General features: G+C 49.5%; 17 protein-coding genes. All 17 read left to right on the top strand.

What is annotated here, in order from left to right:
* The first annotated feature begins 3 nt into the window (after window positions 1–3).
* The 17 genes from rfbA (AACY13_RS12750) to AACY13_RS12670 all read left to right on the top strand — a co-directional run bounded on the left by rfbA (AACY13_RS12750) (window position 4) and on the right by AACY13_RS12670 (window position 16,432).
* A complete protein-coding gene (gene rfbA, locus AACY13_RS12750) occupies window positions 4–876 on the top strand; it encodes a glucose-1-phosphate thymidylyltransferase RfbA (protein ID WP_339461957.1) in 873 nt (290 codons plus the stop codon).
* Window positions 873–1,982, top strand: coding sequence for a DegT/DnrJ/EryC1/StrS family aminotransferase (locus AACY13_RS12745; protein ID WP_339461956.1), 1,110 nt, complete (start codon window positions 873–875; stop codon window positions 1,980–1,982). Before rfbA (AACY13_RS12750) ends, AACY13_RS12745 begins: the two co-directional genes overlap by 4 nt.
* Window position 1,983: 1 nt before the next feature.
* Entirely contained in the window at window positions 1,984–2,556 is a 573-nt protein-coding gene (locus tag AACY13_RS12740) for an acyltransferase (protein WP_339461955.1), read from the top strand.
* Entirely contained in the window at window positions 2,553–3,695 is a 1,143-nt protein-coding gene (locus AACY13_RS12735; RefSeq protein WP_339461954.1) for a TDP-N-acetylfucosamine:lipid II N-acetylfucosaminyltransferase, read from the top strand. Before AACY13_RS12740 ends, AACY13_RS12735 begins: the two co-directional genes overlap by 4 nt.
* Complete coding sequence (locus tag AACY13_RS12730; protein WP_339461953.1) at window positions 3,692–5,080, top strand: lipopolysaccharide biosynthesis protein; 1,389 nt, start codon at window positions 3,692–3,694, stop codon at window positions 5,078–5,080. The genes AACY13_RS12735 and AACY13_RS12730 overlap by 4 nt, the downstream gene beginning before the upstream one ends.
* A gap of 278 nt (window positions 5,081–5,358) precedes the next feature.
* Window positions 5,359–6,801 carry an O-antigen polymerase gene (locus AACY13_RS12725; RefSeq protein ID WP_339461952.1) on the top strand — a complete coding sequence of 481 codons (1,443 nt, stop codon included), beginning with the start codon at window positions 5,359–5,361 and terminating at the stop codon, window positions 6,799–6,801.
* Window positions 6,802–6,919: 118 nt separating this feature from the next.
* The gene (locus AACY13_RS12720; protein WP_339461951.1) at window positions 6,920–8,032 is read left to right on the top strand and encodes a glycosyltransferase family 4 protein; all 1,113 of its coding nucleotides are present in this window, start codon (window positions 6,920–6,922) and stop codon (window positions 8,030–8,032) included.
* A 65-nt stretch (window positions 8,033–8,097) separates the two neighbouring features.
* Window positions 8,098–8,913: a glycosyltransferase family 2 protein gene (locus tag AACY13_RS12715; RefSeq protein WP_339461950.1), complete on the top strand. Its 816-nt coding sequence runs from the start codon at window positions 8,098–8,100 to the stop codon at window positions 8,911–8,913.
* 3 nt (window positions 8,914–8,916) lie between these two features.
* Window positions 8,917–9,981, top strand: a complete 1,065-nt coding sequence (rfbB, locus tag AACY13_RS12710) for a dTDP-glucose 4,6-dehydratase (RefSeq protein WP_339461949.1) — start codon at window positions 8,917–8,919, stop codon at window positions 9,979–9,981.
* A gap of 14 nt (window positions 9,982–9,995) precedes the next feature.
* Complete coding sequence (rfbA, locus tag AACY13_RS12705; RefSeq protein ID WP_339461948.1) at window positions 9,996–10,865, top strand: glucose-1-phosphate thymidylyltransferase RfbA; 870 nt, start codon at window positions 9,996–9,998, stop codon at window positions 10,863–10,865.
* Between the two features lie 2 nt (window positions 10,866–10,867).
* On the top strand, window positions 10,868–11,272 hold the full coding sequence (locus AACY13_RS12700) for a sugar 3,4-ketoisomerase (RefSeq protein ID WP_339461947.1): 405 nt from the start codon (window positions 10,868–10,870) through the stop codon (window positions 11,270–11,272).
* Window positions 11,265–11,732 (top strand): acyltransferase, encoded by a 468-nt coding sequence (locus AACY13_RS12695; protein WP_339461946.1) that lies wholly within the window; start codon window positions 11,265–11,267, stop codon window positions 11,730–11,732. Before AACY13_RS12700 ends, AACY13_RS12695 begins: the two co-directional genes overlap by 8 nt.
* Window positions 11,725–12,825: a DegT/DnrJ/EryC1/StrS family aminotransferase gene (locus AACY13_RS12690; protein ID WP_339461945.1), complete on the top strand. Its 1,101-nt coding sequence runs from the start codon at window positions 11,725–11,727 to the stop codon at window positions 12,823–12,825. Before AACY13_RS12695 ends, AACY13_RS12690 begins: the two co-directional genes overlap by 8 nt.
* A gap of 26 nt (window positions 12,826–12,851) precedes the next feature.
* The gene (locus tag AACY13_RS12685; protein ID WP_339461944.1) at window positions 12,852–13,793 is read left to right on the top strand and encodes an NAD-dependent epimerase/dehydratase family protein; all 942 of its coding nucleotides are present in this window, start codon (window positions 12,852–12,854) and stop codon (window positions 13,791–13,793) included.
* Between the two features lie 46 nt (window positions 13,794–13,839).
* Window positions 13,840–14,802, top strand: a complete 963-nt coding sequence (locus AACY13_RS12680) for a UDP-glucose 4-epimerase family protein (protein WP_339461943.1) — start codon at window positions 13,840–13,842, stop codon at window positions 14,800–14,802.
* Complete coding sequence (locus AACY13_RS12675) at window positions 14,799–15,833, top strand: MraY family glycosyltransferase (protein ID WP_339461942.1); 1,035 nt, start codon at window positions 14,799–14,801, stop codon at window positions 15,831–15,833. The genes AACY13_RS12680 and AACY13_RS12675 overlap by 4 nt, the downstream gene beginning before the upstream one ends.
* Window positions 15,830–16,432, top strand: coding sequence for an acetyltransferase (locus AACY13_RS12670; protein ID WP_339461941.1), 603 nt, complete (start codon window positions 15,830–15,832; stop codon window positions 16,430–16,432). Before AACY13_RS12675 ends, AACY13_RS12670 begins: the two co-directional genes overlap by 4 nt.
* Window positions 16,433–16,534 lie beyond the last annotated feature (102 nt).

Genomic DNA, 16,534 nt, shown 5'->3' with positions numbered 1-16,534 from the left:
CATATGAAAGGCATTATCCTCGCTGGCGGTTCCGGCACTCGGCTATATCCGATCACCAAAGGTGTATCCAAGCAGTTGCTGCCCATTTACGACAAGCCAATGATCTACTATCCCTTGTCTGTATTAATGTTGGCCGGCATCCGCGACATTCTGCTGATCAGTACTCCGGAAGATATCGGCGGTTATCAGCGGCTGCTGGGCGATGGCAGTGAGTTTGGCATCAGACTGAGTTATGCCGAACAACCCAGCCCGGACGGCCTGGCCCAAGCCTTTATTATTGGTGAAGAGTTCATTGGTAGTGATTCGGTTTGCCTGGTGCTGGGCGACAATATCTTCTATGGCCAGGGCTTTGGTCCTTTACTGCGGGATGCAGCCAGTCGTGACAAAGGTGCCACCGTGTTCGGTTACCACGTCAAGGATCCGGAACGTTTTGGGGTGGTTGAGTTCGATGCCAATAAGTGTGCCATTTCCATCGAGGAAAAACCGCTTAAACCCAAGTCCAACTATGCAGTGACTGGCCTGTATTTCTATGACAACGACGTAGTTGAGATCGCCAAGCAGGTAAAACCCTCTGATCGCGGCGAGTTGGAAATTACCAGCATCAATCAAGCCTACTTGGAGCGCGGTGACCTTAACGTTCAACTCCTCGGGCGTGGTTTTGCCTGGCTCGATACCGGCACCCATGAAAGTCTGCTGGAGGCCGCTCACTTCGTTGAAACGATCGAGAAACGGCAGGGCTATAAAGTAGCTTGTTTGGAAGAGATCGCTTTTTACAACAATTGGCTAAGTGCCGACGATCTGCAACGAATCGGAAAAGCCTTAAGTAAGAACAGTTACGGCCAGTATCTGCTGTCCTTAATCAAGGAGTCCGTATGAGCGACAAGCCAGTTTTTGTTACCCAACCCTACCTGCCTCCACTGGAAGAGTTCGTCCCTTATTTAGAGCAGATTTGGGCCAATAAAATTCTGACCAATGGTGGGCCGATGCATCAGCAGTTGGAGAAGGAGCTGTGCGCATACCTCGGCGTAGAGCATATTGCCTTGTTCAACAACGGCACTATAGCGTTGCTCACGGCGCTTCAAGCACTACGTGTGACAGGAGAAGTTATCACCACTCCCTACTCTTTTGTCGCTACGTCCCATTCGTTGTTGTGGAACGGGATCAAACCGGTATTCGTCGATATAGATTCGCACACCTTGAACCTGGACCCCGCCAAAATTGAGGCAGCCATAACCCCGCAGACTACCGCGATTATGCCAGTCCACTGCTATGGTAATCCCTGTGCTGTCGAAGCCATTCAGAAAATTGCTGACAACTACAACCTTCGGATTATCTACGACGCTGCTCATGCCTTTGGTGTGAAAGATTCTGGCGGCAGCATCCTGCGTTACGGCGACCTTAGTGTGCTGAGTTTCCATGCCACTAAGGTGTTTAATACCTTCGAAGGTGGTGCAATCATTTGCCCGGATGCCAAGACCAAGCAGCGCATCGACCACTTGAAAAATTTCGGTTTTGTCGATGAAGTCACCGTTGTTGCCCCTGGTATTAATGGCAAGATGAGTGAAGTGAACGCCGCTTTCGGGCTGTTGCAACTCAAGCATATCGACCGGGCCTTAGCCCGTCGCCGTGAGATCGATAGTATCTATCGTGAGGAACTTAGGGGGATAAAAGGCATTCGTCTAATCGAGGAAGCCGGGCAGTTAAAAGCAAACTACTCCTACTTCCCGGTTCTGGTTGAAGCAGATTATCCACTAAGTCGCGATGAGTTGTATCAGAGGTTAAAGGACAAGGATGTCTTTGCCCGCCGTTACTTTTATCCGCTGATCAGTGAGTTTCCGATGTATCGAGGAATGGTGTCGGCACAGCGCAGCAACTTACCCGTTTCCCACTCTGCCGCCGAAAAAATCATTTGCCTGCCTATTTATCCGGATCTTAGCGATGAAAGTCTGCACCGCATCACCTCCATTCTGAAAGAGGTCTGAAATGGGTTTCCTGAGTATTGAGCAGATCAATCAGATGGGTTTTGCACACGTTGGAAAGAATTCAAAACTCTCCGAAAAAGCCTCCTTCTACAACTGCCAGAATATAGTCATTGGCGACAATGTAAGGATTGATGATTTTTGTGTTCTATCTGCAGGCAGCGGAGGGATAGAGGTCGGGAATTATGTCCATATAGCAGTTAGCAGCCTGCTGATCGGGCGTGGAAAAATTACCTTGCATGATTTTAGTGGGGTTTCATCAAGGGTTTCAATATACAGTAGCAGCGATGATTACAGTGGCTCTGCACTGACCAATCCTACTGTACCGGAAGAATTCACAAATGTGGCTCATGCCAATGTGAATATTGGTCGCCATGTCATCATTGGGGCGGGAAGTGTTGTGCTTCCAGGAGTAACTCTCGAGGAGGGTGTGGCCGTGGGGGCGTTAAGCTTGGTTAGCAAGAGCTGCCAAGCTTTCGGAGTTTATTCGGGTACACCGGCCCGGAAAATCAAAGAAAGGAAAAGGGATTTACTTGCACTCGAACAAAAGTTCATAAGCCAGGGGCTTAGCAATTGAAAATCTTGCATATTGGCCCGGATTCTCAATTTATACAGTTTATTTCTAAAACATTTGAGCTGGCGGCCCCCGGTTGTAATGATTACGCCGTTGTCTCAAAAAGAACAAATAAATCGCTTGGCTACGAAATACCTAATGGTCAAGTCAAGGTAATCGAGTCCAGCGTAGTGGGCTTATTTAAAATTGCACTCCTTGCAAGAAGATATGACGTAATAATTGCTCACAGTTTAACTAATCAAGCTGTATTTGCGCTTCTTTTAGCACCTGGAAAAGCATTGACGGTGTGGAGTGGTTGGGGGTTCGATTATTACACGGATGATGTTTGTGCGCTGCTTGGAGAAGAGAGCAAAAAACTCTACAAAGAGCTAAGCGAAGGCTACAAAAAAGAAGAGTCAGTACTGAAAAAAGCGCTAAAGAAAGTTTTCTCAAAGCTGAAATCGATTTCTGTCCGTAAAATTGATTATTTTTCAGCACCCATTCCAAACGATTTTTTAATACTTAAGGAGAATTATCCGCAGTTTTGTGGGGAGTATATTCAGCTTAATTATGGGAGTGTTGAGGAGACCTTCAGTCTTGGTGGATGCTCCGTTACGGGTGAAAATATCCTGTTGGGAAATTCTGCATCAATTACGAATAATCATATTGAAGCATTTGAAAAAATAAAGAAATTAGCTAGCGAAGAACAAAAAATAATTGTCCCCCTGAGTTATGGGGATGAAAAATATAGAGATACTATAATCGCTAAAGGAAAAAACTGTCTTGATGAGTTGTTTTGCCCTTTAATAGATTTTATGTCGTTGGACGAATACAGTAAGATAGTAAATTCCTGCAGCTTGATAGTGATGGCGCATAAGCGGCAGCAGGCTCTTGGTAATATATGTGCGGTAATGTACAGCGGGGCTAGAATAATACTCGACGAAGAAAACCCAGCCTATCAGTTTTTTATTGAGCGGGGTGCCATTGTAAATTCTTTAAATGATATAAGTAATTCGCTAATGCTAACGCCTTTAAGTGAGAGTGAAATCTCTCAAAATCGGAAGGTGATACAAGAGTTTTGGGGGGCGGAAAAAGTAAACAACAATACAAAGAAATTGATTGAGAATATACAAGTAAAACAGCAACGTCAGGCTAATAAATGAATGCAAGGAAGCTCGTTGCCTTCGCTATTGGCCCCGTCGGGGGAGCAGCGTTAGGCTTTATCACATTACCGATCATCACTTGGTTCTATTCGGCTGAGGATATCGGTCGAATAGCCATGTTTCAGGTTGTTTCGAGTTTCTGCATCCTGCTGTTTAGTCTGGGGTTGGATCAGGTCTATGTTCGTGAGTATCACGAATCAGAGCATAAGCCAGCACTACTTAAGACCGCCCTGTTGCCGGGGCTATTATCGCTTGTGGTGGGGTTGGCACTTTGCTTCGTGGTGCCTGGTTTTATTTCCCAAGCGCTATTTTCCGTGGATAGCGTGCTGATCAGCATTTTGGTTGCATTGTGCTTTCTGGCTGCATTCGTTTCGCGTTTCTTGTCCCTGATTCTACGTATGCAGGAAAGGGGATTGGCTTTTTCCATGAGCCAAGTCTTACCAAAGGTTCTGTTTCTCTCCGTCATCGGCGTTTATGTTCTTTTCTCGTTCGGCTTTGATCTTTTTCACTTGGTAATCGCCCATGCGTTGTCAATCACGGCGGTTACTCTGATATATGTCTGGAATACCCGTCAGGAATGGTTGGTAGCATTAAAACAAAGAGTCGATACAGAAAAGCTTAAAGCCATGCTGCGTTTTGGAGCCCCACTGATCATGGGCGGCATCGCTTTCTGGGGACTGACGGCAATGGATAAGATATTTTTGCGCACCTTCTCTAGCTTCGAAGAGTTGGGTGTTTATTCAGTGGCATCCAGCTTCGCAGCGGCAGCTATCGTTTTCCAGAGCATCTTCTCAATCATCTGGGCACCGACTGTCTATAAATGGGCAGCAGAAGGTATCAATACGGAAAAGATCGACCAAGTTACGGAGTATGTCCTGGTTGCAGTCGTCATTCTGTTCTCGTTGGCTGGACTCTTCTCTTGGGCCGTCACCTATTTATTGCCTGCCTCGTACGCAAAAGTACAATATATTCTAGTGACCTGTATGGCTTACCCCTTGTTCTATACCCTTTCGGAAACAACGGTAGTGGGTCTCGGCATTACCCGGAAGAGCAGCTATGCGATGGCTGCCTCGATAATTGCAGTTCTGGTGAATTTAGTCGGTAACTACCTGCTCGTACCGCTCTATGGGGCTGCTGGTGCGGCGGTATCGACAGCCATCGCTTTTTGGGTATTTTTTATCTGTCGCACGGAGTTTTCATGTCGTGTATGGCGACCAATACCTCGCTTGAAGCTCTACTCAATGACACTGGCTTGCTTGATTCTTTCAGTACTCTTTACACTGAAGGGCGTTGATCGCTATTTTGAATTTGCTTGTGCTTGGTTTGTCTTTCTGGTTGTAATTATCGTTACTAATTATAAAATAAATTTTGCAAGAATATTATAACTAGTAACCAGTGTGCGGTATTTCAAGCAATCGGTTCGACTGGTAGTGGCAGAGTGGCAGAGTGGCAGAGTGGCAGAGTGGCACTTGGCTATCTGGTTATCTTGCGTCAAGTATGTAGTCTCATAACTGCGTTATATTGGAAAATGCAGTTAAGTTACGATGAGGCGTAAAGATGTGATGAGCGCATAATTGCATTGTTTAGTAAAAAAAAGGCTTCTGTTTAGTGCTTGTCAGACTGCCAAGCGGACTCAAGGGTTACGTTAACGACGGAATTATATATGCAGTACAGGTTAAGGTTTATATTATTTTTGTGTGTTGGGTTGTTGTTTTCCAGTATTTGTATTTTTTACCCTGGGAGTTTTGGGGAGTTTGTGCTCTTGTGGGGTGTTTTCCTTTTGGTTTCTGGTTATTTGCTTTTGCAAAAAAGAATTAACTTTTTTGAGCCGTTTTATTTGTTTTCCGTGTACTACCTTACATTTATAGTTTCTGCCATGACTCTGCGCTTTAGTGGCTTTGAAAATAATATGTTTATATCGGGTGCTGTTTTTTATAATGATATAGAGGATGTATTTTTTTGGTGTGTGGTTTACGTTTCGGTCGGGTACCTTTTTGCGTTAATCGGATATAGGTTGTTTGCGACTAATAGGATAGTTGCCATCGGCTGGGTTACGGCGAGTAAGTATCGACGACTTTTAAAGTGTGTTGCGTATGTGCTGTTCTTTGCGGGGATGGCTAATTTTGTTTATAACGTGGTCACTTTATACTCAGGCAGTCTAATTGACTATTATAAGAATATTTCCATGCGGTTTTATGACTTTAAAGATGGAGGTACTACGCTAGGTTACCACTTGATTTATATTGCGGTTTATATTTTGTTTCTTATTGATCTTGATAGAAAAAAAGTTTCGTTGATAACATATGTCTTGGTGTTTGCTGCGGTGGCCGTGTTCGCGTCGCAGGGGAGAATATTTCAGACACTAACTTTTATTATGTCTTTTGTTGTTTTGTATTATTACAATATGGGGGGGGTGAGGCTTAATAGAAAAATCCTGTTTTTTGGTTGTGGTGTTATTTTGCTAGGGGTGATTTTTTATCTTTTAAGATTCGCTAGTAGTTTGAGTTATAATCAGGGTTTGGCAGGCTCTGGTGGTTTGATTTCATTTTTGCTGGAATCATTTACTGTTGATAAATTTCTTGAATTATCGGTTGGTATGGGAAATTTTCCAAATTTTGCCGTACTCATGAAAGTGGTTGATTCATGGTCTCGTGATATTGGGTATATGTGGGGCCTTACATTGCTGTATCCACTTGTTGATTTTATGCCGTCTGCCTTTGATAGTGCTGTTGGAATGCCCGCGGTACTTGCAAAGAACCAATGGTATGAGCATATTGCTGGCGGTAACCTACCTGTTACCGGGGTCGGTGAGATGTACTTGAATTTTGGTTTTTTGGGTCCAGTGGTTGGAATGTTCTTGTTTGGTTGCTTGGGTGCTTGTATTTATAATTTGGCGGTGAGGAGGGGGGGGAATATATTTCTTATATTTTATGCGAAATTTGCAGTTGGTTTTTTTATGCTATACCCAAAAGGTGAGTTTAATAATTTCGGGCTGTTGTGGATGGCGATACACCCGTTCTTAATTTTTTTGCTTATAAAGTTTCTTGATCGTCTGCAGGCCTGGCTGGGTGGGCGATCAGTTATTCGTGCGAATGCCATTCAGTGAGTATTTGTGAGAGAGTGATTATGAGCCTATTAGTTGGCGGCAGTGTATGTGGCCATTTTAATGAGGCTTAATAATCTATCGAAACGCTGGAGTTTGCTGATTTTAAGGTAAGTATATAATGAATAAAATTGCTCATATCACTACCGTCCATTCACGAAGTGATAGTCGGATTTTCTCCAAGCAGTGTGCGACGCTTGCTGCTGCTAACTTTGGCACTGTTGCTTTGTTTGTAGCTGACGGCCAAGGGGACTCAGAAAGTCAGGGTGTCAAGATATTCGACATAGGTAGGAGTGAGGGGCGATTAAGGCGCTTTCTTTCTGGAAGCTATAAGATGTTTAAAGCTTTGCGAGGCTATAAGGCAGATGTTGTGCATTTCCATGACTCTGAGCTTATCCCGTTGGGCTTGACGCTGAGGGCGTTTGGGGTAAAAGTTGTTTATGATGTGCATGAAGACTTGCCTCGAGATATTTTGATTAAGGAATACATACCTTATTTTCTGCGGAGGTTAATTTCTTCTGCTGCTGAGTTTGTTGAGTGGGTGGGTGGGCAGTTTTTTTCTGGCATAGTAACCGCTACTCCTGTTATTGCAAGTAGGTTTCCAAGCAAGAAGACGTTGGTGGTTTGCAACTTTCCCATTCAAGAAGAGTTTGCGTTAAATTGTGAGCTCGCTTACCCTGCGCGACCGAAAAGCTTCTGCTATGTCGGAACTATCTCAGAGGCCCGTGGCCCGCTTGAACTTGTCAACGCAATGGCGATTATGCCGTCAGATTGCAGGTTGACCCTTGCTGGGTCTTTCAATACGCAAGAACTTGAGTGTAAAGCAAGGTCGTTGAAAGGGTGGGCGCGCGTATATTTTCTTGGGTGGGTGTCGCGTAAAGATGTATCTCAAGTACTGGGTGCCTCTAGGGCTGGAATGGTAACTTTGTTACCGACACAGACTCACTTGGACTCTTATCCGATAAAATTATTTGAGTATATGGCTGCTGGCTTGCCTGTCGTTGCTTCGGATTTTCCTCTGTGGCGGGATATTCTTGAAGGGGTTGAATGCGCTGTTTTTGTTGACCCGGCCAATCCAGGTGAAATTGCCAAGGCAATGAAGTGGCTGTTGGATAATCCGAGTGAGGCTGAGGCAATGGGGCAGGCTGGGAAACGGGCAATCGAAGAAAGAATCAACTGGGCTGTGGAGGGTGAGAAGTTGCTGGCCTTTTACAGGCAGCATCTTCTAGGTTAGCTCTCGCTTGCATATTTCTCTCGGGGTCTTGGTCAGCCTCGTTCTTGCTGATTAGGTTTAAGGTTATGACTATTGAAGTGCAAGGTAATGTTATCAGCGTGATTATCCCTAGTTACAATCACATTGATTATGTGGGTGATGCAATTAGTAGTGTTCTGGGGCAGATTCAAGACGGTTATGTGCTTGAGTTGATTGTTGTAGACGATGGATCGACTGATGGTAGTGTGGCGCTCCTGAAAGAGCTTCATCGGGCCCATGATTATAAGTTCAAGTTGGTTTTTAAAAACAATGAAGGCCTTTGCAGAACGCTGAATCGGGCTATTGGGGAGTTTGCTACAGGAGATTATATTGCCATCATTGCCTCGGATGATATGTGGCACCCGGAAAAATTGAGTAAGCAGTTAAAGCTGTTGCGGGGTAGTCCGCGTTGTTCCCTTTGTTATAGTGGTGCGCAGACCTTTGGGGAACATTCTAATGGCGGCAGAGCGTCACGGTTCCTGTTTTCAGGAAATATAAGGAACTTGCTCACGCTGTATAATTTTATCCCGGCGGGTACGATTTTCTTTACACGCAAACTCTATGATTCGATTGGCGGTTTCGACGAAACTGGCTTGCGCCTGGAGGATTGGGACTTTCTGCTGAGGGCTTCGGCCGTCACGTCGTTCTGTTATCTGAATAAAGAGTTGCTTCTCTATCGCCTGCACGATGAAAGCTCCATCGCCAAGATGCGTGAGCGGGGTATCCTCTTCGCGGAGAAAATGAAGGTCCTGCGTAAGAATAAGAGCATTCTCAATCCCTCCCTGAGGTATTGCTCGATCTGCCTGCATTTTGCCCTCGACGTGGTGTTGCGCCCATTTATCTCCCGACTCAAAGCGAAATAAGTCATGATCATTCTTGTTACCGGCGGTGCTGGTTTCATTGGTTCCGCAGTAATTCGGCATATCATCCGTACGACTCAGCATCGTGTGGTCAATCTGGACAAGCTCACCTATGCCGGTAACCTAGAATCGCTTACGCAGGTTTCAGCAAGCGACCGGTATAGTTTTGAACCGGTCGATATTTGTGATCGAGCCCAGCTTGACCGGATCTTCAAGACCTATCGGCCCGACGCAGTTATGCACTTGGCTGCCGAGTCGCATGTCGACCGCTCTATCGATGGTCCAGCCGCCTTCATCGAGACTAATATCGTTGGCACCTATACCTTGCTGGAGGCTTCTCGGGAGTATTGGCGGACGCTGACGGAAGAGAAGCAGGCGGCATTCCGTTTCCATCACATCTCCACCGACGAAGTGTATGGGGACCTGGAGTCCCCTGCGGACCTTTTCACCGAGTCGACGTCTTATGCGCCCAGTTCGCCTTATTCCGCAAGCAAGGCCAGTTCCGACCACCTGGTGCGTGCCTGGCAGCGTACTTATGGCCTGCCGACACTGATCAGCAATTGCTCGAATAATTACGGTCCCTATCATTTTCCGGAAAAACTCATCCCGCTGATGATACTCAATGCGTTGGAGGGGAAGCCTTTGCCTGTGTATGGCAAGGGCGATCAGGTGCGTGACTGGTTGTATGTGGAGGATCACGCTCGAGCTCTGTACGAAGTTGTGACCCGAGGCGTAGTGGGCGAGACCTATAACATCGGCGGGCACAATGAGAAGCGGAATCTGGAAGTGGTGCGTACGCTCTGCGCTTTGCTGGAGGAGCTGGCACCGATAAAGCCCATGGGCGTTGTACGTTATGAGGACCTGATCACCTATGTTCAGGATCGGCCTGGCCACGACAGGCGCTATGCCATTGATGCGGGCAAGGTTCAGCGTGAACTGGGCTGGGCTCCACAGGAAAGTTTCGAGAGTGGTATTCGCAAGACTGTCCAGTGGTTCCTAAGCAACCGCGACTGGTGGCAGCGTGTCCAAGATGGTTCCTATCAGCGTGAACGCCTCGGCGTCACTGGTTAATCGAGAGAATTTATATGAAAGGCATCATTCTTGCCGGGGGCTCCGGTACTCGGCTTTACCCAATCACCATGGGTGTATCCAAGCAACTGCTGCCCGTGTATGACAAGCCGATGATTTATTACCCACTGTCGGCCCTGATGCTGGCAGGGATTCGTGAGGTCTTGATCATCACCACCGCCGAAGATCTGGCCAGTTTTGGGCGTATGCTGGGAGACGGCAGCAGATTTGGCATCTCGCTGAGTTATGCGGTACAGCCGAGTCCGGATGGTCTTGCTCAGGCGTTCATTATTGGTGAGTCATTTATTGGCTCTGATTCCGTCTGCCTGGTCCTCGGGGATAATATTTTTTATGGGCAGGGCTTTACCCCTAAGCTGCGCGAAGCGGCGGGCCGCAGCCAGGGCGCAACGGTTTTCGGTTATCAGGTCAAAGACCCCGAGCGGTTTGGTGTGGTCGCTTTCGACGAGCAGATGCGAGCAGTATCCATCGAGGAAAAACCAAAGCAGCCGAAATCCAACTACGCGGTCACGGGACTGTATTTCTACGACAACGATGTGGTGGAAATTGCCAAGCAGGTGAAACCTTCGGAGCGCGGTGAACTGGAAATCACCAGTATCAATCAGGCTTACCTTGAGCGTGGCACCCTGCATGTTGAAGTGCTTGGGCGCGGTTTCGCTTGGCTGGATACAGGTACACACGAAAGCTTGCTGGAGGCCAGCATGTTTGTGCAGACCATCGAGCACAGGCAGGGGCTAAAAGTCGCCTGCCTGGAGGAAATCGCCCTCAACAATGGTTGGATCAGTGCGGATGATCTACTGCAAGCAGGGCAGAGCCTGAGCAAGAATGGCTATGGTCAATACTTGCTTTCCCTCGTTACGGAGCATTGACCATGGCGCTGATCAAATGGGCATCATTTGATGCCATCGGTGATGGACGCGGGCAACTGGTTGCCCTTGAGGGCAATAAGAACATTCCCTTCGATATCAAGCGCGTCTATTACATGACAGGTATGAAACCGGGAGCCCCTCGTGGTTTCCATGCCCATCGCCGGTTGCAGCAAGTCGCGGTCTGTGTCGCTGGCCGCTGCCGCTTCATTCTCGATGATGGCTTTGGCCGTGAAGACGCCTGGCTCGACTCGCCTGCCAAGGGACTGCTTATCGGTAACATGGTCTGGCGGGAAATGCATGACTTCAGCCAAGACTGCGTACTGATGGTACTGGCCAGTGAGTACTACGACGAAGCTGACTATATACGAGATTACGAACAGTTTCTGGAGGTCGCGAAGCATGGCTAGTGTTCATCCTCTAGCTGATGTGGCAGAGGCTAACATCGGTAGCGGAACGCGGGTCTGGCAATTTGTCGTGATCCTGCGCGGTGCGCAGATAGGTTCTAATTGCAATATCTGTGCGCATGCCTTGATCGAGGGCGATGTGATCATTGGCGATAGGGTGACGGTCAAGTCAGGGGTGTTCTTGTGGGACGGCACACGCATTGAGGATGATGTGTTCATCGGCCCTAACGCTACGTTCACCAATGATCCCATGCCTAGATCGAAAGTTTATCTCGAGGCTTTTTCGGGGATTACTGTCAGGCGCGGTGCGAGTATCGGTGCCAACGCAACTTTATTGCCGGGCATCACAATCGGTGAGTTTGCAATGGTTGGCGCTGGAGCTGTAGTCACTAGGGATGTAGACGCTCATTCCGTTGTCGTTGGTAACCCCGCGCGGGTCATCAGGAAGTTGAAGCATGATTAAGTTTTTAGATTTGCAGGCTATCAACCACCAATATCGCCATGAATTGCTCGCTGCCTGTGCAAGCGTTATCGACTCAGGTTGGTATATCACCGGCAACGCCTTGAGCCGTTTTGAGGAGGAGTTTGCTGAGTACTGTGGGGTCAGGCACTGCATTGGCGTGGCCAATGGCTTGGATGCCTTGATTCTCACCTTGCGCGCCTGGAAAGAACTCGGTCTGTTGAGCGAAGGGGACGAGGTGATAGTCCCTGCCAATACCTACATAGCCAGTGTTCTGGCCATTACTGAGAACCGCCTGGTTCCGGTATTCGTCGAGCCAGACGCGCACAGCCTCAACCTCAGCCCAGCCAATGTCGAAGCGGCCATTACTAGCCGCACGCGCGCACTTCTACCTGTTCATCTCTATGGCCGCCTGGCAGATATGCCCGAGTTGATGGCTATCGCCGAACGGCACCATTTGCTTGTTTTGGAAGATTCCGCCCAGGCTCATGGTGCAAGTCTCGATGGACGCCGAGCGGGCAGTTGGGGACATGCCTCGGGCTTCAGTTTCTATCCTGGTAAGAATCTGGGTGCTCTAGGGGATGCTGGTGCCATTACGACCAATGATGACAAGCTGGCGGAAACCCTGCGTGCACTGCGTAACTACGGGTCTCATGAGAAGTACAAGAACCTCTATAAAGGAGTGAACAGCCGCCTGGATGAGATTCAGGCGGCCATGCTAAGTGTCAAGCTCCGCTATTTGGATCGGCAGACGGCCCATCGTCGCCAGATTGCCCAGACCTATCTGACAGAAGTGGACAATCCATTGATTCAGCTTCCTGCCTGGGAGAATGAGGAGCAGCACGTCTGGCATCTTTTCGTAGTACGCAGTCAGCGACGTCAAGCACTGCAGGAGTACTTGCAGAAAGCGGGGGTGCAGACCTTGGTTCATTATCCGATTCCCCCGCATAAGCAGGAGTCTTATCGCGATTATTCTGAACTGAGTCTTCCGCTTACAGAGGCAATTCATGAGGAGGTTCTGAGCTTACCTATGGGGCCATCGCTGACGCTGGATGAAGTGCGAGTGGTAGTTAAGGCCCTCAATTCGTTCAAATAGACTTTTCAGACTGGATTTGAGATGTGATGAGGGTTTTCGTAACTGGAGCCAATGGCTTCATCGGCACCGCGCTGTGTCAGCACTTGGCAAATAGGGGGGCCTGCGTCCATGGCTTGGTTCGTGCGGATCTCCCTGATGAAGTGGGGGTTGTCTATCATTCGGGGGCACTGGAGGATCGGGCACTTCTGCTCAGTTGCCTAGTCGGTGTGGATTGTTTGGTTCACTTGGCTGGGCGAGCACATGTTATGCGGGAGGGTGGGGAGTCGTTGACGGCTTTCCGTGCGGTCAATCGCGATGCAACTCTTAGCTTGGCGCGTATTGCACAGGAAGCTGGGGTCAAGCGCTTCGTTTTTGTTAGCTCTATCGGTGTGAACGGTGCGGAGACCTTTGCTAAACCGTTTGATGAGTACTCCGAGCCCGAGCCGCATGCCGATTATGCACTTTCAAAACTAGAAGCAGAGCAGGGACTGAAGAGTCTCTTAGCAGGTTCTGGGACAGAGTTGGTGATTATTCGACCACCACTCGTCTACGGGATTGATGCGCCTGGAAATTTCGCTCGCTTACTTAAACTTGTTGCTACGGGGTTACCTTTGCCTCTGCGCGGTGTAGATAATCGCCGCAGTATTATATCGCTTGAGAACTTGGTGGGTTTCATCTCCCTCTGTATCGAGCACCCAGCTGCAGCAGAGCAACTTTTTCTCGTGTCCGATGGTAAGGATATCTCCACTGCAGAAATGGTGCGAGCTCTTGCTTTGGGAATGGACAAAAGACCGTTGATGCTGCCTGCGCCCGATGCACTGCTAAAACTGGGTGCGAGGTTGCTTGGGAAAGAGTCCATTTATACGCAACTTTATCGTTCCTTGCAGGTTGAGTCATCGAAAGCGCGAAGACTCCTTGGTTGGCAGCCTGAGGAAAACACGCTAGAGGCGTTGGAGAAAGTAGGCCGGTTATATATTTCCCAGCGTTGATACTTGGTATGAAAAGCCATGTTTGCGCCCACTCTGAGAATAAAAAGTGCGACTACTATTAACCGGAGCTGGCGGATTTGTTGGGCAGGCCTTGCGTCAGTCACTGCTTTCCAATGCGGATTACACGCTTTGTTGTGCATATCGGCGCTTTCCTGCGGATGCAGTTCCCACATCGCAAGATGTAGCGGTGGGAAGCATCACAGAGTCGACGGATTGGAGCAGTCTATTGGCTGGTGTTGAGGTGGTGGTGCATACCGCCGCTATTGCTCATGCGCAAGGCCGTCGTTTCCAGGAAGTACTGCCATGCTTGGACAGGGTAAATGCAGCCGCAACGTTGGCCTTGGCTAAGCAGGCCGCGGAGGCTGGAGTAAAGCGGTTTGTCTTTTTGAGTACCATCAAGGTACATGGGGAGCAGACGCTTCTTAATCAGTCGTTTATCGCCGACATTGAGCCCGTGCCCACGGATCCCTATGCGATTTCAAAATGGAAAGCAGAACAAGGATTACTTGAGATAAGTCGCGAAACAGGGCTTGAAGTCGTTATTATCCGTTCTGTGCTTATCTATGGAGTGGGTGTCAAGGCTAATTTTCTAAGCATGATGCGCTGGCTTTACAAGGGCGTGCCTTTGCCGTTTGGGGCTATCCATAACCGGCGCAGCCTGGTTGCCCTGGATAACCTGATTGATTTGATTGTGACCTGTATCGATCATCCCGCCGCCGCCAATCAGACCTTTTTGGTCAGCGATGGCGAAGATCTTTCTACCACTGAGTTGTTACGCAGAATGGGCGTTGCCTTAGGCAGGCCCGCGCGCTTGTTGCCGGTACCTAGCTGGATGCTCGAAGCGGGTGCAGCGGTGCTCGGCAAACAAGCACTCTCACAACGCCTGTGTGGCTCGCTGCAGGTCGATATCAGCAAGACACGTGAACTACTCAACTGGACACCGCCGGTCAGCGTCGACGAAGCGCTGCGCAAGACGGCCAAGCATTTTCTGGAACAGCAAAGCAAATGAGTATCTGGTGGTTATTGCCGGTAGTGGCCGGTGTTTCGCTTTTTTTGACTGGTGCGTTGCGCCGTTACGCCCTGGCCCGCAGCCTGATGGATATCCCTAATGCGCGTAGTTCGCACTCGGTGCCGACGCCGCGTGGTGGTGGGGTGGCGATTGTCGTGAGCTTTTTGCTGGCTCTGCCGGCGATGGCAGGTCTGGGCCTGGTCGCCTGGCCTTTGGCCTGGGCGTTGTTGGGGGCTGGTGCGGGGATCGCCGTATTGGGGTTTCTCGATGATCACGGTCATATCGCGGCACGCTGGCGCTTGTTAGGTCACTTTGCCGCCGCTATCTGGGCATTGTTCTGGCTAGGTGGTTTGCCGCCAGTTGAGGTATTCGGTTTTGTTTTGGAGCTGGGTTGGATTGGTCATGGGCTGGCGGCTGTGTATTTGGTATGGCTGCTGAATTTGTATAACTTCATGGATGGCATCGATGGCATTGCCAGTGTCGAGGCTATTTGTGTGTGTTTGGGTGGTGCCTTGTTGTACAGCTTGTTGGGTATCGCAGGCTCAACCCAACCTACGGAAATCGTTGCGCCTTTGCTATTGGCGGCGGCCGTTGCGGGGTTTCTGTTCTGGAACTTCCCTCCGGCCCGAATCTTTATGGGTGATGCCGGCAGTGGTTTTCTCGGCATCACTCTAGGCGTGCTGTCTCTGCAAGCGGCCTGGGTAGCGCCGCAGTTGCTGTGGAGTTGGTTGATTCTGCTTGGGGTGTTTATCGTCGATGCCACCTTTACCTTGCTGCGCCGCTTGTTGCGGGGCGACAAGGTGTATGAGGCTCATCGCAGCCATGCCTACCAGTACGCTTCGCGCCGGTTTGGTCGGCATTTGCCGGTGACGCTGGTGGTAGGCGGTATCAATATTCTGTGGTTGTTGCCTATTGCGCTTTGGGTAGGGCTGGGCGGGGTAGACGGTTTGTTGGGGTTGCTGATCGCTTATGTGCCGTTGCTGGGGCTGGCTGTGAAATACAATGCCGGCGAGCTGGAGGCGCGGGCGTGAGCGAGAAGACATTACTGATCATCGGCGCGGGCGGGCACGGCAAGGCGGTTGCAGAAGCGGCGTTGCTGAGTGGCGAATGGCAGCGGATCGCTTTTGCCGATGACCGTTGGCCGGTGTTGCGCGAAACCTTTGGCTGGCCGGTTGTGTCCGATGTCGCAGAGTTGGCGGCGCTGGAGGTCCAGGTGGCGGGTGCGATTGCTGCGGTTGGCAATAATGCCGTGCGCGAACAGTGGGTCAAGGCCGTTCATGCAGCTGGGCTGCCTCTGGTAACGGTGGTGCATCCCTGCGCCTGCGTGAGTGCTGCCGCTGTTATAGGCGCGGGTACGGCGGTTATGGCGCTGGCGATGGTGGGTGTCGACGCGACGATTGGCGAGGGCGCTATCGTTAATGCTCATGCGACCGTCGATCACGATGCCAGCCTTGGTGACTTTGCCCATCTCGGGGTTGGTGTTCAGTTGGCCGGTGGGGTGAAAATTGGTTCTCGGGCCTGGCTACAGGCAGGCTGTAGCGCGGGGTATCAGGTTGTAGTCGGCGACGGAGTGGTATGTGCGCCGGGAACGATATTGCAGACTGATGCGCAGGGTTTAGCTGCCGGGTGATAAGCTGCCCGTTTTGTCGATACGGCGTTAAAAATGGCTTTGTCCCAATTATGTGTTGCATGGGAAGTTCAGGCCTGAGCCCTTCTAGCAGACGCGCCAATG

The organism is Pseudomonas sp. EA_105y_Pfl2_R69 (assembly GCF_963970915.1).
In the GTDB taxonomy this organism is placed as follows: Bacteria; Pseudomonadota; Gammaproteobacteria; order Pseudomonadales; family Pseudomonadaceae; genus Aquipseudomonas.
This window is presented reverse-complemented; position numbering and strand designations above follow the sequence as displayed.

Bases quoted from the DNA above. Each gene is read 5' to 3' on its own strand.
- rfbA (WP_339461957.1), top strand. From the start codon at position 4: ATGAAAGGCATTATCCTCGCTGGCGGTTCCGGCACTCGGCTATATCCG.
- AACY13_RS12745 (WP_339461956.1), top strand. From the start codon at position 873: ATGAGCGACAAGCCAGTTTTTGTTACCCAACCCTACCTGCCTCCACTG.
- AACY13_RS12740 (WP_339461955.1), top strand. From the start codon at position 1,984: ATGGGTTTCCTGAGTATTGAGCAGATCAATCAGATGGGTTTTGCACAC.
- AACY13_RS12730 (WP_339461953.1), top strand. From the start codon at position 3,692: ATGAATGCAAGGAAGCTCGTTGCCTTCGCTATTGGCCCCGTCGGGGGA.
- AACY13_RS12725 (WP_339461952.1), top strand. From the start codon at position 5,359: ATGCAGTACAGGTTAAGGTTTATATTATTTTTGTGTGTTGGGTTGTTG.
- AACY13_RS12720 (WP_339461951.1), top strand. From the start codon at position 6,920: ATGAATAAAATTGCTCATATCACTACCGTCCATTCACGAAGTGATAGT.
- AACY13_RS12715 (WP_339461950.1), top strand. From the start codon at position 8,098: ATGACTATTGAAGTGCAAGGTAATGTTATCAGCGTGATTATCCCTAGT.
- rfbB (WP_339461949.1), top strand. From the start codon at position 8,917: ATGATCATTCTTGTTACCGGCGGTGCTGGTTTCATTGGTTCCGCAGTA.
- rfbA (WP_339461948.1), top strand. From the start codon at position 9,996: ATGAAAGGCATCATTCTTGCCGGGGGCTCCGGTACTCGGCTTTACCCA.
- AACY13_RS12700 (WP_339461947.1), top strand. From the start codon at position 10,868: ATGGCGCTGATCAAATGGGCATCATTTGATGCCATCGGTGATGGACGC.
- AACY13_RS12695 (WP_339461946.1), top strand. From the start codon at position 11,265: ATGGCTAGTGTTCATCCTCTAGCTGATGTGGCAGAGGCTAACATCGGT.
- AACY13_RS12690 (WP_339461945.1), top strand. From the start codon at position 11,725: ATGATTAAGTTTTTAGATTTGCAGGCTATCAACCACCAATATCGCCAT.
- AACY13_RS12685 (WP_339461944.1), top strand. From the start codon at position 12,852: ATGAGGGTTTTCGTAACTGGAGCCAATGGCTTCATCGGCACCGCGCTG.
- AACY13_RS12675 (WP_339461942.1), top strand. From the start codon at position 14,799: ATGAGTATCTGGTGGTTATTGCCGGTAGTGGCCGGTGTTTCGCTTTTT.